The organism is Martelella mediterranea, assembly GCF_021021415.1.
Taxonomy (GTDB): Bacteria; Pseudomonadota; Alphaproteobacteria; order Rhizobiales; family Rhizobiaceae; genus Martelella; species Martelella mediterranea_C.
Window position 1 is genome coordinate 134,890 of sequence record NZ_JAINWJ010000011.1, and the last position, 21,090, is coordinate 155,979.

Here is a 21,090-nt window from a genome sequence, read left to right on the forward strand (position 1 = left end):
GATCGTCTCCCGGCGCGCGCGCCGGAACAGTCCGCCTCCTCGCAATATCCGGCCTGCAGACCGGTTTTCCCGGACCGTTCCGCGTGACCAGCCGCCGAGCCTATCTTAGCCCGCCATGACGGGCAGCGTGATCGGATAGCTTCGTCAAAATATCGCTCCGGGTTATACTATCCGGCTTCCGGCACTACTGCCGCGAACGGATCAGCGGAAAACGTCGCGATATTCCTCGTCCAGCAAAGCGAGGCTCGCCACCCCGCTGCTGTCCTCGCGCAGCCGGTGCCAGCGGCGATCCAGATAGACCAGCGATTCCCGCTCGGGCGCGGCAAGATCGGCGGTCGCCCCTTCAAGCAGTTCGGCCGCCACCAGCGTTGCCCCCTCGACCGCAAGCGTTCCGCTGATGCGCGCCCTAAACCAGGTCGAAACATTGGTGTAGCGCGGCTCGCCGGTCGGAAGTCGCGTCCAGGCGATGCCCGGACCGAAACGGTCGGCGCCGGGCGTGGCGCCAAGCCGCGCCAGTTCCAGATCCGGATAGCGCAGCATATGGATAACCACGGTTTCCGCCTGCAGCACCGTTGCCGTGGAGCGCGAGCGCGCCGAAAGCGAAAAGGCGATGGTCGGCGGCGACCCACTGACGGAAATCAGCGAGGACACGGTCATCGCCACCGGCTGATCGCCGGGATCGGCGGTAATCACCGCAACGCCCGCGGGATGGCAACGGAAAGCCTCGCGAAAGGCTTCGGCGACGGTATGGTGTTCAGGCATCAGGCATAACTCCGGCAGTCTGTTTGGCCGGGGCACGACAGCGCGCCCCGGCCTTTGATTATTTCTTCTCGATCAGATCGTAGAACTGCCAGGTCCGATCGGACCAGAGCCCGCCGATCTCGCGGCCGGCAGACGTCACAAGCGACGGCGCGATGGTGAAGTGGTTCGCCGCCACCATCATGTCGCGGAGGGTGCGCTGGATCACGCCGGCCCTGAGCCCGGCCCCGCCGGACGCGCGATAGGCGAAGTTGCAGACATCGACGCCCACTTCATGGATCTGGGCCTTGGCCAGATGAACAAGGCTGACCTGACGGGTGGTCATCATCTTGCCCGCCTCGGCGCTGGCCTCGATATCGCCCCAGACCTCCATGACGAACGCGCGCGCGGCGCGATAATTGGCTTCCGCGCGGCCATAATCGTACCAGAACTTCTCGCTTTCCCCGAGCATGCCGGCCCGGCCGGACTTGCTGCGGGCGAATTTGGCGATTTCGTCCAGCATCCGCCGGCCCGTGCCCATGGCCCAGCCGGTGTGACCGATCGATGCCAGGCCGACAATGCCGAGGCTGAACAGTTCCTTCAGGCGCTGCGGCGGCGCCGACAGGATCGGAAATACCAGATCATCGGGAATGAACACATCCTTGGCGGAGTAATCGATCGAACCGGTGCCCTTGAGGCCGAGCACATCCCAGTTGCCGAGCTGTTCATGCTCGCCGATCGGAGCGTGGGCGCACATGACGATGACATTGCCCTCGGCATCCTTGGCCGGCTTGCCGTTGCCGTCATCGATGAAGCAGGCCGAATGCGACCAGGTCGCATGGCTGAAGCCCGATCCGTAGCTCCACTTGCCGGTCAGCGTGTAGCCGCCGTCGACCTTCTTGAGCATGCCGAGCGGCGCGCCCTGCCCCGAGAAACGGTTGTCGCTGCCGGGTTCGAACAGGCGTTCGACCGCACTGTCTGGCAGGAACGCCGCTGACATCGCGCCGATGCAGCAATGCACCATCGACACCCAGCCAGCCGAGCCCGACCACCAGGTCACCGCCTCGATCAGTTGCAGAACCTCGGTCGGGCGCATCTGCGCGCCGCCGAGCTCTTCGGTTGCCATCAGATGCGAGAAGCGCAGCGGTTTCAGCGCCTCGAAGCTTTCCTTCGTCAGTTCACCCGCTTCCTCATCCGCCGGCGCATTGGCTTCGAGCGTCGGACCGATTTCCTCGATCTTTTTCAGGATGTCGCGATAGTCGACGCTATCGCCCCAGTATCCGGGCTTTACATGTTTGTTCATGTCATCTCCTCCTACGGTGTTTGTCCGGCGAGAAAATCGCCGATTTTTGTCACGCTATCGGGCTGCTCCTGCAGCAGCAGATGGCCGGTGCCCTCGATCAACAGAGCCTGGCCGTTCGGTAATTGCTCCACCCACAAGGGCATTTGGCTGGCCGGCAGAAGCCTGTCCTCCTTGCCCCAGACCACCAGCGCCGGATTGGATATCCGGGCGAGCATGCGGCGCAGATTGGGATGACCCATGCCGAAAGGCGCGCAGATCCGCCCGACGGTTTCACCCTCGCGGGCGCGATCCGCGCCGAATTTCTCGGCGAAAGCGGCATCGGACCCGTCGGGGAAATATTGCAGCGCCACCTTGGGGTCATGCGCCAGAAAGCCGGGAAGGTCCTGCGGCGCAATCGATCCGAGATCGGTCGCGGGATGGTCGGGATCATTGAGGCCCGCCGGCGCGAGCAGCACGATGCGGTCGAACCGGTCGCCGGCAATAGCCGCCAGTTCGGTGGCGAGCCAGCCGCCCATCGAAAAGCCGATCAGATGCGGCTTTTCCGGCAGGTCCATCGCATCGAGCAGGTTCAGATAATGGATGATGATATCCATTGACCCTGAAACATGCGGTGCATCGCCGGAATAGCCCATGCCGGGATGGCTCGGGCAATAGACCCGGAAACGATCGGCCAGGCCTTCGGCGAAATCGAAGCCTTCCAGCGTCGCCGCGCCATGCAGGAACAGCACCGGCTTGCCCTTGCCGATGGCTTTGACCACCGTATGAACGCCGCCGATCTCGTATTCTGATGTCTCAAACTGAACGGTCATATTCTCTCCTTCAGACAAGTTCGGGCTGGATCAGCACCTTGCATTGGGTGGTGCGTCGGCGCAGGCCTTCGAAGACCTGCGGCACGGGTGAAAGGCCGATGCGGTCGGTGATGATCGCCTGCGGTGCGACCACGGCTCCCTTGGCAAGCGCGTCGAGCGCCACGCCGAATTCATTGGCCTGGTGGAAAAAGGCCGAAAAGATCAGGTCGATTTCCTTGGAGAGCGCCACGAACGGGTCCCATTCATCGCCGCCGATGCAGAGCCCGACGCCGATCACCTTGCCCTGCAGCCGGACAGCCTCGACGGCCGCCTGCAGAAGGCCGGACTTGCCGACGCATTCGAAAACGATATCGGGCGGGCCGCCGCACTGATCGCTCAGATTTTCGGAAAGACCCGCGCCGGAAAGCGCAAAGCCCGTCGCCCCCAGAGCGCGGGCGCGTTCGGCCTGATGATCGTAGAGATCGGCCATCACCACGCTTGCAGCCCCCAGCCGCCGCGCCCAGAACGCCACCAGCAGACCGATCGGCCCGGCGCCGAGAATGGCGACACGATCGCCCGGCTTCATGCCGGAGCGGACGATGCAGTGGAGCGCCACCGAAAGCGGCTCGGCGAGCGCGGCATCGCTTGCCGCAACGCCCTCGGGCAACACGCGGCACTGACGCGCGGCGACGCAGACATAGTCCGCATAGCCGCCGCCGATCAGCGTCATGTCCGGGCAGCGCGCCGGATCGCCGGCAAGACAACGCGGGCAGTGCCCGCAGCCGCGCATCGGCACGACGGCAACCAGATCGCCCGCCTTCAGCGTATCGACGCCGCCGCCGGTTGCCACGACCTCGCCCGCGATTTCATGGCCAAACACAAAGTCGCCGGCAATGCCGAAGGGCTCGGGATCGACGCTCATATGCAGGTCGCTGCCGCAGATGCCGCAGGCGGCCACCCTGAGCACGACCTCGTCGGGCGCCGGCGTCGGATCCGGCCTGTCGCCGACGCGCAGCGGCTGACCGACGGTATCGAAGATGACGGCCTTCATGCGCTCTCCTCCTTCTCGACAATCAGATGGCGCCGGATCGGAAACCACGGCGCGTCCCAGCGTTTGGAGATCATCCCCCAGATTCCCGTGCGGGCATAGAGCGCGACCAGCACGGTCATCACGCCGAGAACGATGAAGTAGCTCGCGCCGTATTCGCCGAAATAACGATCCGCGATGAAGTAGATGAGCGCGCCGATCAGCACGCCTTCGATCGTGCCGATCCCGCCGATCATCACGATGAAGATCGCGACATTGGACCACATCGGGTCAAAGGCCGAGGCGGGATTGATACGCAACTGCGCCATGAAATAGACCGAGCCGGCAAGGCCGCATCCCACGGCGGCTGCGATATAGACCATGAAGCGCAGGCGGCGGACATTGACGCCCTGGCTTGCCGCCGCCACGGGGTTGTCCCGCATGGCGATCAGCGCGAGGCCGAAGCGCGAGCGCAGGAACCAGTAGCCGCCGCCGATGGCGACGAAGATCATCAGCGCGCAAAGCAGCGACATGGCGATGTTGCGCTCGAAGGTGGAATAGTCGCGCATCACGCCCAGGGACATGCCGGCCCCGGCATTGACCCAACCAAGATTGGAGGCCACGAGACGGAACACCTCGGCGACCACCCATGTGCCGATGGCGAAATAGGGCCCGTCCAGCCGGTGCAGCAGCATGTAGCAGGGAACGGCCAGCACCGCGGGCGCCAGCAGCGAGAGACCGATGGCGAGGAACGGGTTGATGCCGAAGGTCTGCGCCATGACGAACAGCGCGTAGCCGGCCGCGCCCATGAACGCCTGCTGGCCGACCGAGACCAGCCCGGCATAGCCGGCGAGCAGGTTCCACATCTGCGCCGCCAGAATGTAGCAGCACAATTCGAGCACCATGCGGATCGTGCCCGTCTTGGCCCACCACGGCATGGCCGCGAGCGCCACCAGGGCGAACATGAACAGGCTCAACGCGATGATCCCGGAGAGGGTCTGACGCCGGACCTTGATGCTGATCTGCGCTGCATCCGCGCCGGGTGCGATAGAATGAGAAGTCATGGTTCACGCTCTCCCGAACAGGCCCTGAGGGCGCACGGCTAGAATCAGCAGGAAGACAAGATGGCCGGCCAGAACGCCGAAGCCGGGATCCAGGCGAAAGCCAACAGCCTGGGCGATACCCAGCACCATCGAACCGGCGAACGCGCCCCAGACCGAACCCATGCCGCCGATGATCACGGCCTCAAAAGCATAGATCAGCTGCGCGCCGCCATCGGCGGGCGCAACCGTCGACCGCAGCGCCTGAAACACGGCCGCAAAGCCGAGAATGCCGACCGCGATCGCCGTTGCCGTGGCATAGACGGTTTTGGCGTTGACCCCGGTCATCGACGCGGCCTCGACATCTGCGGCGGCGGCCCGGAGCGCCCGGCCGAAACGCATGCGCTTCAACATCAGGTCGAGCGCCAGCGTCAGGCCGGCCGCGACCAGCAGGACCAGCACCGGCAGAAGGCCGATATAGATGCCGCCGATCTGGATCGACTGGCTTTCAATCCCGCCGCCCGGCAAAGAGCGGCTGTTCGCCGACCAGATCTGCAGCATCAGGTTCTGCAGCGCCAGCGACAGGCCGAAGGTCGCGATCAGCGATGGCAGCGGATCCTCGCCCACCACCCGGTTCAGCACCGCGCGCTGGAGAAGCCAGCCCATCGCCACCGCCAGCGGCACCAGCGCCGCCATCACCGTGAACGGACCGAGCCCGAAGGCCGAGGCCAGCGAGATGCCGATCAGCGACAGCAGGATCACCAGATCGCCATGGCTGACATTCACGATCCGCATGACCCCGAACATCAAGGCCATTCCCAGCGCGTATTGCGCATACATCCCGCCCAGCAGGATGCCCTGTACAAGTGCGTCAAACCACTGCATGGCCACCCCCGAAATAGGCTTCGCTGATCTGTTCGCGCGTGACATCATCCGAGCGTCCGCTCAGCGTCACGCGCCCTTCAAGCATGCAATAGAGCCGGTCGGAGGCGCTCTTCGCCAGCCCGACATCCTGCTCGACCAGCACGATCGACGTCCCCTGCGCCCTAATTTCCGGCAGGACAGCATAGATCTCGCGGATGACTTTCGGCGCGAGGCCGAGGCTGATCTCGTCGCACAGCAGAAGGCGCGGCTGGCACAGCAAGGCCCGCCCGATCGAAACCATCTGCTGCTGGCCGCCGGAGAGGTTTTGAACGGCCACACGTCCCTTCTCCTCCAAAATGGGAAAGAGCTGCTGCACCCTGTCCAGCGTCCAACCGCCCTTGCGGCCCCTGCTGCCGATCTGGTCCATGGCCACCCGCAGATTGTCGTTGACGGACATGCCGGTGAACAGCCGCCGTCCCTCCGGAACGATGGCGACCCCCTTCTGCACCATCTGGTCGGTGGGCGTTCCGCCGATGGGCCGACCGTCGAGGCTCACCATGTCCGGCTTCACCGGCAACAGCCCCATGACCGCCCGCAGGAAGGTCGACTTGCCGGCTCCGTTGGCGCCGATCAGCGCGATGATCTCGCCTTCGTCGATGGCGACATCGACATCGTAGAGCGCCTGAAAATCGCCGTAGCGGGCGACCAGACCGTGTGTTGACAACAATTCCGTCATGCCTCGACCCCCATATAAACCCGCATGACATCGGGGTTCGCGATGACGGTCTTGGGGTCGCCTTCCGCGATCTTCTCGCCGAAATTCAGCACCAGAAGCCGATCGGCCACCGCCATCAGCGCATGCAGAACATGCTCGATCCAGATGATGGTGACGCCGCGATCGCGGATCTGCGCAATCAGGGCGACGAGCTCCTTCGATTCCTCATCGGTCAGCCCGCCGGCGATCTCGTCCAGCAACAGAAGCTTGGGCCCCGAGGCGAGCGCCCGGGCAAGTTCCAGCCGCTTGCGGTCGAGAAGCGGCAGAGAACCGGCCAGGGCATTGGCCTTGTTCAGCAATTCGCAATCACGCAGCACCTGCGCGCAAAACTCATAGCTCTCGGCCTCGGACCGGCCGCCGCCGAAAGCCGAGGCGACGAGCAGGTTTTCGAAGGTCGTCATTCCGGAATAGGGCTGCGGAATCTGGTAGGTCCGGCCGATCCCCATCTGACAGCGGCGGTGGGGCGGCTCGCCCTTCAGCAGCACCTCCCCAAGCCTGATCTCTCCGCCGGAGGGCTTCAGATCGCCGCTGATCATGTTGAACAGCGTAGTCTTGCCGGCGCCGTTCGGGCCCAGTATGCCGAGAACCTCGCCGCGATAAACATCAAAGTCGACATCATGCAGCACCCGGAACGCGCCGAAGCTTTTCGATACGTTCCGGGCCTGAAGAAGCCGTTGGCGTTCGCCTTTTGGCTGTTGCATCTGCATCCTACCAGTTCAACGCCACGATCTTCTGCTGCGGCTCGAACAATTGGTTGACGCTGTTGTCCACGATCTTGAGGTCGTAAGGCCATTTCTCGCCCTTGACCCACTGTCCGCCGAAGATCGGCGTGGTGCAGACATTCTTGTGCGGCTGGCCCGAAAAGTTGATATGTCCGACCACGGTGTCGAGATTGGTCGCCGCCAGCGCCTCGCGATTGGCCTCGCGATCCAGAGGATCGGCCGAGCGCTTGAGCACGTCGATCGCGACTTCCAGAACGCTGTGCGAATAGCCGAGCGGCTGCGTCCACTGGCGGTTCTGCTCGCTTTCCCACTGATCGGCGATCTCCCGGCTGGTCTGCCCGGTAATCGAGGACTTGAAGGGGAACGCCGGCGTCCACCACACTTCGGTCGTCATGCCGTTGCCGAGCGGACCCATCGCCTCCACGCTGCCGGGGAACAGCAGCGCCGCCGCCACGGTCACCGCCTTCGGCTTGAACCCCTGCTGGTTGCACTGGGTCACGAAGGTCTTGAGATCATCGGGATAGGTGATGCCGCCGATGATATCGCAGCCGGCCTGCTTGAACGTGGCGATCTGCGCCGAGAAGTCATTGGTGCGCGGCTGGAAATAGCCGGGAATGGTGACCTCGTAGCCGGCGGCGCGGGTCGGCACGGGCAGGCCGTATTCCTCATTGCCCCAGGTCTCGCCGTCAATGTTCTGCGGAAACAGCATGCCGACCTTGCGGTTGGTCTCAAGCCCGTTCCACAGGCCGACAAACGTGTTCAGCGCCTCGTCCAGACCCCAGAAGAAATGGTAGGTCCAGTCGAATTCGCCGCCGCCGCGCGGCATGATCACGGCCTGCCATGGCGCGCCCGCCGAGATCGACGGCGTCTCGTAAAGCTCGGCCTGCTCCATGGCGGGCAGAATGGTGTCGGTGGTCGATGCCGGCACGAGAAGATGGACTTCGTCGTTCAGGATCAGGTCGCCGGCGATTTCGGCGGCCTTGTTCGGGTTCGACTGGCTGTCACGCTCGAGAATTTCAAGCTCGTAGACATCGCCATTGGCCGATTGCAGCCTGCCGCCCAGCGCCTCGCGGATTTTCTGGACGGTATAGCCGTCGGTTTCCCCGAACAGGCCGAGCGGTCCGGTTTCGGGCGTAATATACCCCATGCGGATCTTGCCCGCCGTCTGGGCGCGCAGCACCGCCGGCGACCCCAGAACGCTCGCCGCAAGGCCGGCCCCCATGCCGCGCAGCACGCCGCGGCGGGTGGGCCGGATCAGTTTGTTGATATAAGCCATTTCTGTTCTCCTCTCCGATATGTTTCCGGCGCATCGCCTGCCGCTCCCTGGCAGGCCTCACGCCCATTTGCCTGTCAGGTCATGCGGATCAGCGAGCCGCCATCGATGACCACCAGTGAGCCGGTCATGTAGGATCCCGCCGGCGAGGCCAGCAGCAGCGCCAGACCCTTGATGTCCTCGACATCGCCGATCCGGCCGATCAAGGACTGCGCCTCGAAGGCCGCGCGGTCTTCCTTGTTACGCAGGCGGCCGCCGGCGATATTCGTGATGAACGGGCCCGGCAGGATCGCGTTGACGCGGATGCCGTAGGCCCCGAGTTCCATCGCCATGTGGCGGACGAAATGGTTCACCGCAGCCTTTGCCGGCATGTAGGACGTTCCGACGATGCTTTCGTTGATTTCCGAGGCGATCGAGGAGGTCACGATGATCTGCCCGCCGCCGTTCGGCTTCATGTGGCGCACGGCGTTCTTGACCGTGCTGTAGACCGAAGTGAGGTTGATCTCGATGCCCCGGTCCCACTGCTCGTCGGGAATGTTCTCGATCGCGCCGTCGGGATTGCGCTCGCCCGTGGGCGTCATGAAACCGGGCCCCGGATCGATGCCGGCATTGGCGTAGACCGTGTCGATGCGGCCGTGTTTCTCGGCGACCGCGTCGAAGGCCACGGCCAGTCCGGGACGGTCGGCGACATCGACCTTCAGGCCCCAGACGTCACCGCCCGTGGCTTTGATTTCGCTGACGGTCTTCTCGGTGCCCGCCTGATCCAGATCGAAGATGCAGACCCGCGCGCCCTGCGCGGCCATGATCTCCGCATAGGCGCGGCCGATGCCGCTGGCCCCGCCCGTTACGATCACGGACTGACCGCGCACATCGAACATCTGCTCCAGCATTATCAAAACCTCCCTGCCTGCTGATATGTCAACAGGAGACCGCCCTTCATGCGGGGACAGTCATCATCGATCCGGAACGCCGGACCGACCTCCTCCTGTTTCGCGTCCGCCCTTCTCCCTCGGGCAGGATCGCGCTCCTGACGCACATAACGCCGTCATAACCGGATCAAGTCAAATGCGGAAAACAACGGGAAATATAACTTTCAGCTATATTGATTGCCGTAGCCCGCTTCTGTCGCGGTTTTCGGCGGCGGCCGGGTTCACCGGGCCGCGACAAGCGTGTGGTTTTCGCCTTCGCTGTTGAGATAGCGTCGGACGGGAAGCGGCAGTCTTGGCGATTTCTCCGGGATCAGGCCGCAGGCCTCCAGCAGCCCGCGCTTGTCGGGGTTAGGACCGACCGCTCGCCAGATGGCGCGCGTGGAATAGGGCAGGTTCTCCTCGCGCCAGGACACGCCGGTCGTCACGCCGCGCAGATAAGTGCGCTGATGCTCGGCGAATGGCATCAGCGTCGTCTGGCACAGGAAGGATTGCTCGCTGACGCCGCGTTCGACGATAAACAGCCGGTTGCGCCAGTAGGCGGCCAGCCCTGCATATTTCGAGAACTGACGAATCTCCTGGTCCCGGTCATAGATCCGTTCGATGGACTTCACCGTGATCTGGCCGCCCCGTTCGTCGATCCTGCTGCAGCTTCGAACGATCTTCCCCGGCCATGACAGGCTTTTGTGGTAAAGCTCGTAATAGCCGACATACTGGCGCAATTCCTGCAGGTTGCCGGGGAAGCCCTCGCGCAACACGAAATCCGGGCCGAGGGTTTCCGCCGGAGCGGCGAGTATGTTCTGGAAGCGTTTTTCCGACGCCAGGAAATCCTGCGGTTTCAGACCGAAATAACGCGCGATTTTCCCTGTATTATAAGGCGACGGGCGGGATTGACCCGCGAGATAACGATTGAACTGCTGCCGGTTGATGCCGATCTCGCGGCAGATCGCCGTAATCGACGGCCGGGTATTGCAGGCGAACCGCAGATTGGCCGCAAAGTGACTGTTATCGCGTGATGACATCGTGTATCGAGCCTGGCCATGGTAGCGTCAATTAGCGTCAAGCCGCTTCAATACGCGAAATTGTCTGCCTTCCGCAACCTGCTTATGTCCTCGCCCATGATCTTTGACGGTCTCGTCAACTGCGCCTTTAGGCATTCCGCCACGGCAAATTTAGAATATCATAGCCGCTTTCTTGCAGCGGCACGAATGCAATGCTCACAAACAGGGGAAACCATATGAACAACAAGAAAGCCTCCATTCCGCAGACCGGCCTCAACCGCCGCGCCTTTCTTGCCTCCGCGGCTGCGGCCGGATTTGCGGCGACCGCTTCCGGCCTGCTGATCCCGCGCGAGAGCCTCGCGGCCGAAGAGCCGCAGCGCGGCGGTCATCTCGTTCTCGGCCTCGACGGCGGCCAGACGACCGATATTCTCGATCCCGGCACCTATGCCGGCAGCACCATGTTCCTGGTCGGCTTTACCTGGGGCGACCGGCTGGTGACCACCGATCCGGTGTCCGGCGAGGCGCTGCCGAGCCTGGCCGAAAGCTGGACCTCGTCCGACGATGCGAAGACCTGGACCTTCAAGCTGCGCAAGGATGTGCGCTTTCATGACGGCACGCCGTTCACCGTCAACGACGCCGTGCAGACGCTGCGCCGCCATTCCGACAAGGATTCCACCTCCGCCGCCCTCGGTCTTCTCGAAGAGATCGAAACCATCGAGGAAAGCGGCGGCGATCTGGTGATCACGCTGAAGAACGGCAATGCCGACCTGCCGCTGATGCTGACGGACTACCATCTGCAGGTCCAGAAGAACGGCGGCATGGACGATCCCAACAGCGCCATCGGCACGGGCCCCTACAAGCTTGAAAGCTTCGAGCCGGGCATCCGCATCACCTTCTCGAAGAATGAGGATGACTGGAACGAGGAACGGGGCTTCGTCGACAGCGTCGAGGTTCTCGTCATCAACGACAACACGGCCCGCATCGCGGCGCTCTCCTCCGGCAAGGTGCATTTCATCAACACGCTGAGCCCGAAGACGATGTCCTTGCTGTCGCGGGCGCCGAATATCGAGACCATCAGCACCAAGGGCAAGGGCTTCTATTCCTTCCTGATGCATGGCGACACCGCGCCCTTCGACAATAACGACCTCAGGATGGCGCTGAAGCTCGCCATCGACCGCGAGGCGATGCTGAACACGGTTCTCGGCGGCTACGGCACGCTCGGCAACGATTACCCGGTCAACGATGCCTATGCGCTGGCGCCGACGGATATTCCCCAGCGCGCCTACGACCCGGAAGAAGCGGCGCACTATTTCAAGAAATCCGGCCATGAAGGCCCGATCCTGCTGCGCACCTCCGATGCCGCCTTCACCGGCGCGGTCGATGCTTCCGTGCTGTTTCAGGCGAATGCCAAGGAGGCGGGCATCGACATCCAGCTCCAGCGCGAGCCGGCCGACGGATACTGGTCGAATGTGTGGAACAAGAAGCCGTTCTGCGCCTCCTACTGGGGCGGCCGGGCGACGCAGGATATCCGCTACACCACGACCCAGCTTTCGACGTCGACCTGGAACGACACCCGTTTCAAGGACCCCGAATTCGACAAGATGCTGCTTGAGGCCCGCGCCGAGACGGATCAGGACAAGCGCCGCGCGCTCTACCGCGAGATGGCAATCATGGTGCGCGACAATAGCGGCCTCATCCTGCCGGTGTTCAACAATTACCTCAATGCCCGCTCGGTGAAGATGCAGGGCTGGATCGACGATGTCGGCAACGACCTGTCCAACGGACAGATCGCCAGCCGCGTCTGGCTCGTCTCCTGATCCGAAGAAAAGAGGAAGCCGCGGGATCACGCAGCGGCTTTCACACCCCCATGACAGAAACGCAACCAACACCAGCCGCCCCTGTCGGCGCGCCGCCGCCCGGCCCTATCGTCGTCCTGCGCGCGCGCTTTCCCATGGCCAGCCGCATCGGCGAGCGGATCATCCTCGGCATCGGCCTGCTGTTCGCAAGCTCGATCCTGATTTTCGCCGGGATCGAAATCCTGCCCGGCGATTTCGCCGAGACCTATCTCGGCCAGGCGGCAACCCCGCAGTCGATCGCCAATCTGCGCGCCGAATTCGGCCTCGATCAGCCACTCGTGAGCCGCTATTTCGACTGGCTCGTCGGCATATTGCATGGCGATTTCGGAACGTCCTGGGCGAGCGGCCAATCGGTCAGCGGCCAGATTGCCGCCCGGCTCGGCAATTCGCTGCTTCTGGCGGGCGCTGCTGCGGTCATCGCCGTTCCGCTTGCCGTCGGCCTCGGCCTTCTCGCCGTGCTTTATCGCGACCGCCTGGTCGACCGGCTGATCAATCTCGTCTCGCTCGCGGCCGTGTCGCTGCCGGAATTCTTCGTCGCTTATCTGCTGATCATGGTGTTCGTAGTCCAGCATCCGGTCGCGGCGTTTCCGGCCACGGTCTATGACAGCATGAGCCTGTGGGAGAAGCTTCAAACCATCATCCTGCCGGTGGCGACGCTGGTTCTGGTGGTGCTCGCGCACATGATGCGCATGACCCGGGCCGCGATCATCAACGTCATGGCGTCGGCCTATATGGAAACCGCCGAGCTGAAAGGCATCGGCGCAATGCGGGCAATCGTGAAGCACGCAGCCCCCAATGCGCTGGCGCCGATCATCAATGTCGTCGCGCTCAACCTCGCCTATCTGATCGTCGGCGTGGTCGTGGTCGAGGTGGTCTTCGTCTATCCGGGCATGGGGCAGTATATGGTGGATGCGGTGACGGTGCGCGACCTGCCGGTGGTGCAGGGCTGCGGGCTGGTCTTCGCCGCGATCTACATTCTCCTGAACATGACCGCCGACATTCTGTCGATTCTCGTCAATCCGCGTCTGAGGCATCCGCGATGAATATCCGTTCCGTTTCGCTGACGGCGTGGATCGGCATGGCCGGCATCGCCATTGCCCTCTTCGCCGCAGCCTTCGCCCCCTGGCTTGCGCCCTACGGCGAGAACCAGGTTGTTGGCACGCCCTGGGAACCAGCGAGCGCGGCCTTTCCGCTCGGCCTTGACAATCTCGGCCGGGATCTGCTGTCGCGCATGATCTACGGTGCCCGCATGACGCTGTTCGTGTCATTCTGCGCCACCCTTCTTGCCTTCTCGCTGGGTGTCATTCTGAGCTTCGTGGCAGCGGTCACCCGCGGCATCGTCGATATGGGCCTGTCGCGGCTCAACGACCTGATGATGTCGATCCCGACGCTGATCTTCGCGCTGATCGTGCTGGCGGCGCTGCCGCAGAACCTGGCGGTGCTGATCGGCGTCATGGCGGTGCTCGATTCCACCCGCGTCTTCCGTCTCGGCCGGGCGCTGGCGCTCGATATCGCGGTGATGGACTTCGTCGAGGCGGCGCGGCTGCGCGGCGAGAAGACGCTGTGGATCGTGTTCCGCGAAATCCTGCCCAACGCGATGACGCCGCTTCTTGCCGAATTCGGCCTGCGGCTCGCCTTCGCCGTGCTGTTCATTTCGACCCTGTCGTTTCTCGGGCTCGGCATCCAGCCGCCAACCGCAGACTGGGGCGGCATGGTCAAGGACAACAAGGACGGCATCATCTTCGGCGTATCCGCGGCCCTTGTGCCGGGGGCCGCGATTGCCGCGCTCACCATCTCCATCAATCTCGTCGTCGACTGGCTGCTGAAACGCACGTCCAGCCTGAAAGGAGGCCGCGGTGGCTGAGCTTCATACACCGGACGAAACCCCTCTGCTTCAGGTTCGCAACCTGCAGATCGGCGCCATGGCCTATCCGCCGGGCGAACGCCCGCATCCGATCGAGATCGTCAAGGGCGTGAGCTTCACGCTGGAAAGCGGGAAGGTGCTCGGACTGATCGGGGAATCAGGCGCCGGCAAATCCACGATCGGGCTTTCGCCGCTCGCCTATGGGCGCGGCGGCGTCACCATCACCGGCGGCGAGGTGCTGCTGGATGGCGTCGACATCCTGAAGCTCGGCAAATCCGGCACGCGGGCGCTGCGCGGGGCGCGGGTCTGCTACGTCTCGCAATCGGCGGCGGCCTCGTTCAATCCCGCCCACAAGCTCGGCGATCAGGTGATCGAGGCGACCGTGCGCCACGGGCTGATGAGCCGTGGCGAGGCCCGGAAGCGGGCCGTCGAACTGTTCGACATTCTCGGCCTGCCGGACCCGGAAAATTTCGGCAACCGCTATCCACATCAGGTCTCCGGCGGGCAGTTGCAGCGGGCGATGACCGCGATGGCGCTCTGCAGCCGGCCTGAACTCATCGTCTTCGACGAGCCGACCACCGCGCTCGACGTCACCACCCAGATCGACGTGCTGGCCGCGATCAAGACCGCGATCGAAAAAACCGGAACCGCCGCGCTCTACATCACCCATGATCTGGCAGTCGTGGCGCAGGTGGCCGACGACATCATGGTGCTGCGCAATGGCGAGACCGTGGAATATGGCAGCGTCGAAAAGATCATCGAAAATCCGGATGCCGAATACACCCGCGAGCTGGTGAATGTCCGCGCGATCCGGCACGAGGAAGCCGCCGACCAGTCCGACCGCTTCTTCGAGATGAACAACATCTCGGCCTCCTACGGCACCATGCCGGTGCTGTTCGATGTGTCGTTGCATGTTCCCAAAGGGCAGACGCTCGCCATTGTCGGCGAATCCGGCTCGGGCAAATCGACGCTCGCGCGGGTGGCGACGGGCCTTCTGCCGCCGACCGCCGGCAGCGTGCGCTTTGGCGGGCAGGACCTGCCGCCGGCGCTGAAGAACCGAAGCCGCGAGGAGCTGCGCCGGCTTCAGCTGATCTACCAGATGGCCGACACCGCCATGAACCCGCGCCAGACCGTGGGCGGCATCATCGGCCGGGCGGTGACCTTTTACGAGGGCCTCAGAGGTTCCGCGCGCCGCGGCCGAGTCAACGAACTGCTCGAACAGATCGAAATGGGCAGCGGCTATTACGATCGCTATCCCGCAGAGCTTTCCGGCGGACAGAAACAGCGCGTGGCAATCGCCCGCGCGCTGGCCGCAAGGCCGGAGCTGATCATCTGCGACGAGCCGACCTCGGCGCTCGATCCGCTGGTGGCCGACGGCATTTTGAAACTGCTGCTGCAGCTTCAGAAGGAAGAACAGCTTTCCTACATCTTCATCACCCACGATATCGCCATTGTCCGCGCGATTGCCGACAGCGTGGCGGTGATGCATCAGGGCAAGCTGGTCCGTTTCGGCCCCAAGGCGGAGGCGCTGTCCCCGCCCTTCGACGACTATACCGATCTGCTGCTGAAATCCGTGCCTGAAATGAAGATCGGCTGGCTGGAAGAGGTGCTTACCAGCCGCAGGACGGTGAGCGCCGGCAACTGACACATTCCGGCCGGGCCGCCCCTCCGGCCCGCGCCCCTTCCCGACAGACCCCGAATACGAAAAGGTCAAAACCATGGCGAAACAAGGTTTTACGACGTCCGAGGACCAGTGGATCACGCTCAAGGACGGCACGCGCCTGGCAACGCGAATCTGGATGCCGGACGGCGCGGCCGACAGGCCGGTTCCGACCGTGCTGGAATATCTGCCCTATCGCAAGCGCGGCGGAACCGACCCGCGCGATGAATCCACCTATCCGGTCTTCGCAGCCGCCGGCATTGCCGGCGTGCGCGTTGATATCCGCGGGTCGGGTGAATCCGAAGGCGTCATCGACGGTGAATACACCCCGCGTGAACTCTCCGATGCCTGCGAAATCCTCGAATGGATCGCCGCCCAGCCCTGGTCGAACGGCAATGTCGGGATGATGGGCATTTCCTGGGGCGGCTTCAACTGCCTGCAGGTGGCCGCCCTGAAGCCGCCGCAGCTGAAAGCCGTGATCTCGATCGCCTCCACCGTCGACCGTTACAACGACGATATTCACTACAAGAACGGCACGCATCTCTCCGCCCAGCTCTCCTGGGCGGGCACCATGCTCGCCTATCAGTCGCGCACGCCGGACATCGATCTGGTCGGCGACAGATGGAAGGAGATGTGGCTGGAACGGCTGGAAGGCCAGCCCTTCTTCATGGAGGAATGGCTTGCGCATCAGCGTCGCGACGATTTCTGGAAACACGGCTCGATCTGCGAGGACTTCGACGGCTTTCCCGTGCCCGCGCTGGTGATTGCCGGCTGGGCGGACGGCTATCGCAACACACCGCTGAAGGCGATCGAGGGCCTTGGCGACAGGGGCAAGGCGATTGTAGGCCCGTGGATCCACAAATACCCGCATTTCGCATGGCCGAAGCCGCGCATGGACTTCCATGCCGAGGCCATCGCATGGTGGAAACGCTGGCTGGACGATGCCGAAAACAGCACAGAAGACCTGCCGCAGATGCGCGCCTATATCCTCGATGGCCCGCGCCCGGCGCTGAGGCGCGAACGCGACCCCGGCTACTGGATCGCCAAGCAGTCTTGGGAAGCGCCAGAGATTGACACCCTCACGGTCGCCGCCGACGGAACGCTCAACGCGACCGGCGCCACCGAGGGCACGGGCGACATCTATCTGCGCTCGCCGCTCGACACCGGAACCAGCGGCGGCGAATGGTTCACGCTGAAGCCCGACGCGGAAATCGCCGGCGATCAGCGCAGCGATAATGGCGGTTCGCTGGTTTTCGAGACCGCGCCGCTCGCCGAAGAAGCCGTTTATCTCGGCGCGCCGGAGCTTTCCGTCGATGTCGCCTGCGATGGCGACTGGGAGAATCTGGCCATCCGCATCATCGATGTCCATCCCGATGGCACCGAAACCCGCGCCTGCTACGGCGTCCTGAACCTTGCCCATCGCGACGGCAACGAGACCCCGGCCAACATGCCCCGTGGCGAGAAGACGCGCATTACCATGCAGCTTGATGCCATGGGCTATCGCTTCGCGCCGGGCCACCGCATCAAGCTTGCGCTTTCGACAAGCTACTGGCCGACCATCCTGCCCTCACCCGAGGCGCCGGGGCTCACGATCGATACGGCCAGCATCCGCCTTGCCCTGCCGCTTCTGGGCCGGCATGAGCGCATTACCGTCGCCGAGCCGGAAAACCCAAATCCGCTGCCGCAATATGAAATGCGGTCACCGGAGGAAACCCGGCGTTCGGTCGAAAAGGATCTGGTCACAGGCCTGACGCATTACCGAATCTACGAGGACACCGGGCTGGAAGTGCATCCAGAAAACGGATTGCGCACCCAGGAAATCCGCAATGAGGACTGGTCAATCGACCCCAACGACCCGCTGTCGATGGCGGGCGATATCGACTGGAATATCCGGATCGAGCGCGACGGCTGGTCGGTTTCGACTAAAACCATCACGACAATGCGCTGCACCGAAAAAGACTGGATCATCGCGGCAAGCGTAACCGCATTCGAAGGCGATCGCGAAATCTTCGCCAAGTCATTCGAACAGCGCATCCCGCGCGACTTCATGTGATCCGCCGCGACGGCGGCCACTGCCAACCGGCTCTCCTAAAGGCGAGCCGGTTGAGATCGTTCACTTGGGCGCTGGTCCCGTCGATTGCCGTTCAATGATCTGGCACGGTACGTGAAGGCGCAGCGGGCAGGCGGGGAAATCCTGATTGGTGATGCGCTGGTGGAGAACGCGCGTCGCCATTCTGCCGATGTCGACGCCGGGCACCCTCACCGTCGTCATCTGCGGCGAAATCTGCTGGGCGGCCGAGTAATCGCCAAAGCCGACAACGGAGGCATCGCGCGGTATCCGGTAGCCGCGGGCGAGCAGTTCGGAAATCACCGCCAGCGCAAGCCCGTCATGGGCGCAGAAGAATGCCGTCGGCCTTTCGATGTCCGTGATCAGCCGCGCAAAGGCCTCGCCGAAATCGCGGCCCTCCTCGAGAATGAGATCGTGGAGGACCGCATCCGGCGCGCGCTCGCAGACCTCCCGCAAGCCATAAAGCCGCTCCATGCGCCCGCGAAAACGCGGATCGCCATGGATATAGACGATCGTGCGATGGCCAAGGTCCAGAAGAAAGCGGCCAACCGCGGAGCCGGCCTCATGGTCGGTCGCGCCCACCTGATCGACCGGCTCCAGCGGCTCCAGCCAGCTATTGCGCACGATCGGAATGCCGGAATTGTGAAGCCGTCTGAGGTTTTCCTCGTCATGCAGGCCGACGATCAGCAGGCCGCTGCACTCCTCCGCCAGCGCATCAAGCTCCATGCCGTTGCGCGTGCTGCGGATGCGCAGGGCATAGCCAAGCAACTGGGCCTCACGCTGGACGCCGTTCTGGATCTGCATATGGAGTTCGGTGTTGGTGATATCGTTGTCATCGAAGACGACGCCGAGCACGCGGCTGGTGGACGCGGTCTTGCGGTAGCCGAGGCGCACGGCCGTCTCGTTCACCTTCAGCCGCGTGGCCTCGCTCACGCCGCTCTTGCCCGAAAGCGCGCGCGACACCGCGAATTTCGAAAGACCGGTTTCATCGGCAATGGTCTGGATCGTTACGCGCGACACGGCGGCTCCTCACATTCATGCGGCATTATGGCCCGAAAGGGCGCGCGATGCCATGGTTCAAAAAAACCTGAACATAACGCTTTACATAACAAAACTTCTATTTCAAGCTAGTTGTTAGTCGATGAAGGATAACGGAGCATCGACAGTAGGAGGAAAATCCATGAGGAATTTGAGCCGCAGAGCTTTTCTCGCGGCAGGGACGGCGTTTGCCGCTCTGCTGGCGCTGCCCGCCTGGGCTGAAATGGAATACAAGTCGCCTAACCTGGAGGACGCGGTTCAGGCCGGCGATCTTCCCCCGCTTGCCGAACGCCTGCCGGAAAACCCGCTGGTGATCACGCCCCGCGATCAGCCGGGCACGCAGGGCGGCACATGGAACCATGCGCTGGTGGGCGGCGGATCGCTGTCCATGCTGGTGCGCTATCAGGGCTATGAGCCGATGGTGCGCTTCACGCCCGACTGGTCGGGCGTCACGCCCAATGTCGCCGAATCCTTCGAGGTCAACGAAGATTCCACCGAATATACCTTCACGCTGCGCAAGGGCATGAAGTGGTCGGACGGCGAGCCCTACACCACCGAGGATGTTCAGTTCTGGTACGAGGACGTGTTCCAGAACCCGGAGCTCACCATCGGCGACCAGGCCTTCTGGTATTCCGCCGACGGCTCGGTTGCAGAGCTGGAAGTGGTCGACGACCAGACCTTCAAGGTCAAATTCGCGCAGCCGAACGGCTTCTTCGCACAGCAGCTTGCTTGGGCGCAGCAGGACCAGATCACCCGCACGCCGAAGCACTACCTCAAGCAGTTCCACATCAAATACAATCCGGATGCCAACGCACTCGCAAAGGAGCGCGGCTATGAAAGCTGGGTGGCGCTGTTCCAGCGCGAATGCGGCGTGCAGCAGGACAATGATTTCTTCCAGAATTCCAACCGTCCGACGCTGAATGCCTGGAAGTTCACGATCGCGCCCGGCGAGGACACCGAACGGGCCGTCGCCGTGCGCAATCCCTATTACTGGAAGGTCGACACCGAAGGCACGCAACTGCCCTATTTCGACCAGATCAACTACCAGATGGTCGGCGATCCGGAAGTGCTTCTGTTGAAGACGCTTCAGGGCGAGATCGACATGATGGACCAGTATATCGCGACGCCCGCCAACAAGCCGGTGCTCTACGATGCGCAGGAAAGCGGTGACTTCCACTTCTATACGCTCAAGGAAACCGCCGCCAATGTGATGGTGTTTCAGCTCAACCTGAACCACACCGACCCGGTCAAGAACGCGCTCTACAACAACCGCGATTTCCGCGTTGCGCTGTCCCACGCCATCGATCGCCAGTCGATGATCGAGGCGGTGTTCGTCGGACAGGGCGCGCCGGCCCAGCCTTCGATCGTGGAAGGCGATCCGCTTTATGTCGAACGGCTCGCCAAGCAGTATACCGAATACGATCCGGAAAAGGCGAATGCGATCCTGGACGAGATCCTGCCGGAGAAGGACAGCGAAGGCTTCCGGCTTGATTCCGAAGGCCGGCGCGTGACGATCATCTTCGAGATTGATCAGGTGCGCACCACCTTCCTCGACATGTTCCAGCTCGCGATACCCAACTTCCGCGATGTCGGCATCGATGCGCAGATCCGCACCATGGACCGCTCGCTCTGGGAAACGCGTGTCCGCCATGGCCGCGAGTTCGACGCCACGGCCCACCAGTTCGGCGCAAACAGCGGCGTCGCGGCGATGCTCGACCCGCGCTACTTCGTGCCGTTCAACACCAATGCGCTTTACGCGCAGGGCTGGGCCCTGCACTTCAACCAGCCGGACAATGATGCCGCCATCGAACCGCCTGAGGATGTGAAGGCGCAGCAGGCGCTCTACAAGAAACTGCTGGCCACCGGCGATCAGGACAAGCAGCACGAGATCATGCTGGAACTCCTGAACAATGCCGCCGACCAGTTCCTCGTCTTCGGCGTCAGCCTGCCGCCGGATGGTTACGGCGTGATCAAGAACGACATGGTCAACACCATGCCGGTCATGCCGAATTCGTTCGGCTGGCCGACGCCCGGACCGTCGGCGCCGGAGCAGTTCTTCAAGAACTGATCGGCAGAAACCTCTGTCACCTTCGACCGACCAAGGGCCGGCCCGTTCCTCCACGGGCCGGCGCCAGCCCCGCTTTACC

General features: G+C 63.3%; 18 protein-coding genes. 6 read left to right on the top strand and 12 right to left on the bottom strand.

Translation table 11 applies throughout. From position 1 onward, the window contains the following. Positions 1-201: 201 nt before the first annotated feature. The 11 genes from K7H91_RS09440 to K7H91_RS09490 all read right to left on the bottom strand — a co-directional run bounded on the left by K7H91_RS09440 (position 202) and on the right by K7H91_RS09490 (position 10,478). Entirely contained in the window at positions 202-762 is a 561-nt protein-coding gene (locus K7H91_RS09440; RefSeq protein ID WP_018064642.1) for a flavin reductase family protein, read from the bottom strand. A gap of 58 nt (positions 763-820) precedes the next feature. Continuing rightward, the gene (locus tag K7H91_RS09445) at positions 821-2,041 is read right to left on the bottom strand and encodes an acyl-CoA dehydrogenase family protein (protein ID WP_230719977.1); all 1,221 of its coding nucleotides are present in this window, start codon (positions 2,039-2,041) and stop codon (positions 821-823) included. A gap of 11 nt (positions 2,042-2,052) precedes the next feature. Next, entirely contained in the window at positions 2,053-2,850 is a 798-nt protein-coding gene (locus tag K7H91_RS09450; protein WP_230719978.1) for an alpha/beta fold hydrolase, read from the bottom strand. Between the two features lie 10 nt (positions 2,851-2,860). Further along, a complete protein-coding gene (locus K7H91_RS09455) occupies positions 2,861-3,880 on the bottom strand; it encodes a zinc-dependent alcohol dehydrogenase (RefSeq protein WP_230719979.1) in 1,020 nt (339 codons plus the stop codon). Further along, positions 3,877-4,920 carry a branched-chain amino acid ABC transporter permease gene (locus K7H91_RS09460; RefSeq protein WP_230719983.1) on the bottom strand — a complete coding sequence of 348 codons (1,044 nt, stop codon included), beginning with the start codon at positions 4,918-4,920 and terminating at the stop codon, positions 3,877-3,879. Before K7H91_RS09460 ends, K7H91_RS09455 begins: the two co-directional genes overlap by 4 nt. 3 nt (positions 4,921-4,923) lie before the next feature. Beyond that, positions 4,924-5,781: a branched-chain amino acid ABC transporter permease gene (locus tag K7H91_RS09465; RefSeq protein WP_230719985.1), complete on the bottom strand. Its 858-nt coding sequence runs from the start codon at positions 5,779-5,781 to the stop codon at positions 4,924-4,926. Then, on the bottom strand, positions 5,768-6,496 hold the full coding sequence (locus tag K7H91_RS09470; RefSeq protein WP_230719987.1) for an ABC transporter ATP-binding protein: 729 nt from the start codon (positions 6,494-6,496) through the stop codon (positions 5,768-5,770). The genes K7H91_RS09465 and K7H91_RS09470 overlap by 14 nt, the downstream gene beginning before the upstream one ends. After that, positions 6,493-7,242, bottom strand: a complete 750-nt coding sequence (locus K7H91_RS09475) for an ABC transporter ATP-binding protein (RefSeq protein WP_230719988.1) — start codon at positions 7,240-7,242, stop codon at positions 6,493-6,495. The genes K7H91_RS09470 and K7H91_RS09475 overlap by 4 nt, the downstream gene beginning before the upstream one ends. A 1-nt stretch (position 7,243) precedes the next feature. Then, positions 7,244-8,533: an ABC transporter substrate-binding protein gene (locus K7H91_RS09480; RefSeq protein WP_230719989.1), complete on the bottom strand. Its 1,290-nt coding sequence runs from the start codon at positions 8,531-8,533 to the stop codon at positions 7,244-7,246. A 74-nt stretch (positions 8,534-8,607) separates the two neighbouring features. After that, positions 8,608-9,420, bottom strand: coding sequence for an SDR family NAD(P)-dependent oxidoreductase (locus tag K7H91_RS09485; protein WP_230719990.1), 813 nt, complete (start codon positions 9,418-9,420; stop codon positions 8,608-8,610). 260 nt (positions 9,421-9,680) lie between these two features. Beyond that, positions 9,681-10,478 (bottom strand): helix-turn-helix domain-containing protein, encoded by a 798-nt coding sequence (locus K7H91_RS09490; RefSeq protein ID WP_230719991.1) that lies wholly within the window; start codon positions 10,476-10,478, stop codon positions 9,681-9,683. Positions 10,479-10,693: 215 nt separating this feature from the next. On the opposite strand from K7H91_RS09490, the gene K7H91_RS09495 reads away from it, so the two are divergent. From K7H91_RS09495 to K7H91_RS09515, 5 genes are all read left to right on the top strand, one after another. Continuing rightward, a complete protein-coding gene (locus K7H91_RS09495; protein ID WP_230719992.1) occupies positions 10,694-12,274 on the top strand; it encodes an ABC transporter substrate-binding protein in 1,581 nt (526 codons plus the stop codon). 50 nt (positions 12,275-12,324) lie between these two features. Beyond that, entirely contained in the window at positions 12,325-13,356 is a 1,032-nt protein-coding gene (locus K7H91_RS09500) for an ABC transporter permease (RefSeq protein ID WP_419197468.1), read from the top strand. Continuing rightward, on the top strand, positions 13,353-14,177 hold the full coding sequence (locus K7H91_RS09505; RefSeq protein WP_018064629.1) for an ABC transporter permease: 825 nt from the start codon (positions 13,353-13,355) through the stop codon (positions 14,175-14,177). Before K7H91_RS09500 ends, K7H91_RS09505 begins: the two co-directional genes overlap by 4 nt. Before the next feature lie 58 nt (positions 14,178-14,235). After that, positions 14,236-15,822, top strand: coding sequence for an ABC transporter ATP-binding protein (locus K7H91_RS09510; RefSeq protein ID WP_230720034.1), 1,587 nt, complete (start codon positions 14,236-14,238; stop codon positions 15,820-15,822). A gap of 73 nt (positions 15,823-15,895) precedes the next feature. Next, complete coding sequence (locus K7H91_RS09515) at positions 15,896-17,890, top strand: CocE/NonD family hydrolase (RefSeq protein WP_230719993.1); 1,995 nt, start codon at positions 15,896-15,898, stop codon at positions 17,888-17,890. Positions 17,891-17,950: 60 nt separating this feature from the next. Here K7H91_RS09515 and K7H91_RS09520 read toward each other — a convergent pair whose 3' ends face one another. Then, entirely contained in the window at positions 17,951-18,925 is a 975-nt protein-coding gene (locus tag K7H91_RS09520; protein WP_230719994.1) for a LacI family DNA-binding transcriptional regulator, read from the bottom strand. A 160-nt stretch (positions 18,926-19,085) separates the two neighbouring features. Between K7H91_RS09520 and K7H91_RS09525 the strand changes: the two genes are divergently transcribed. Continuing rightward, positions 19,086-21,011, top strand: coding sequence for an ABC transporter substrate-binding protein (locus K7H91_RS09525; RefSeq protein WP_230719995.1), 1,926 nt, complete (start codon positions 19,086-19,088; stop codon positions 21,009-21,011). The last annotated feature ends 79 nt before the right edge of the window (positions 21,012-21,090 follow it).

Bases quoted from the DNA above. Each gene is read 5' to 3' on its own strand.
- K7H91_RS09455 (WP_230719979.1), bottom strand. From the start codon at position 3,880: ATGAAGGCCGTCATCTTCGATACCGTCGGTCAGCCGCTGCGCGTCGGC.
- K7H91_RS09450 (WP_230719978.1), bottom strand. From the start codon at position 2,850: ATGACCGTTCAGTTTGAGACATCAGAATACGAGATCGGCGGCGTTCAT.
- K7H91_RS09510 (WP_230720034.1), top strand. From the start codon at position 14,236: ATGGCCTATCCGCCGGGCGAACGCCCGCATCCGATCGAGATCGTCAAG.
- K7H91_RS09485 (WP_230719990.1), bottom strand. From the start codon at position 9,420: ATGCTGGAGCAGATGTTCGATGTGCGCGGTCAGTCCGTGATCGTAACG.
- K7H91_RS09515 (WP_230719993.1), top strand. From the start codon at position 15,896: ATGGCGAAACAAGGTTTTACGACGTCCGAGGACCAGTGGATCACGCTC.
- K7H91_RS09490 (WP_230719991.1), bottom strand. From the start codon at position 10,478: ATGTCATCACGCGATAACAGTCACTTTGCGGCCAATCTGCGGTTCGCC.
- K7H91_RS09475 (WP_230719988.1), bottom strand. From the start codon at position 7,242: ATGCAGATGCAACAGCCAAAAGGCGAACGCCAACGGCTTCTTCAGGCC.
- K7H91_RS09495 (WP_230719992.1), top strand. From the start codon at position 10,694: ATGAACAACAAGAAAGCCTCCATTCCGCAGACCGGCCTCAACCGCCGC.
- K7H91_RS09500 (WP_419197468.1), top strand. From the start codon at position 12,325: ATGACAGAAACGCAACCAACACCAGCCGCCCCTGTCGGCGCGCCGCCG.
- K7H91_RS09480 (WP_230719989.1), bottom strand. From the start codon at position 8,533: ATGGCTTATATCAACAAACTGATCCGGCCCACCCGCCGCGGCGTGCTG.
- K7H91_RS09460 (WP_230719983.1), bottom strand. From the start codon at position 4,920: ATGACTTCTCATTCTATCGCACCCGGCGCGGATGCAGCGCAGATCAGC.
- K7H91_RS09470 (WP_230719987.1), bottom strand. From the start codon at position 6,496: ATGACGGAATTGTTGTCAACACACGGTCTGGTCGCCCGCTACGGCGAT.
- K7H91_RS09465 (WP_230719985.1), bottom strand. From the start codon at position 5,781: ATGCAGTGGTTTGACGCACTTGTACAGGGCATCCTGCTGGGCGGGATG.
- K7H91_RS09440 (WP_018064642.1), bottom strand. From the start codon at position 762: ATGCCTGAACACCATACCGTCGCCGAAGCCTTTCGCGAGGCTTTCCGT.
- K7H91_RS09525 (WP_230719995.1), top strand. From the start codon at position 19,086: ATGAGGAATTTGAGCCGCAGAGCTTTTCTCGCGGCAGGGACGGCGTTT.
- K7H91_RS09445 (WP_230719977.1), bottom strand. From the start codon at position 2,041: ATGAACAAACATGTAAAGCCCGGATACTGGGGCGATAGCGTCGACTAT.
- K7H91_RS09505 (WP_018064629.1), top strand. From the start codon at position 13,353: ATGAATATCCGTTCCGTTTCGCTGACGGCGTGGATCGGCATGGCCGGC.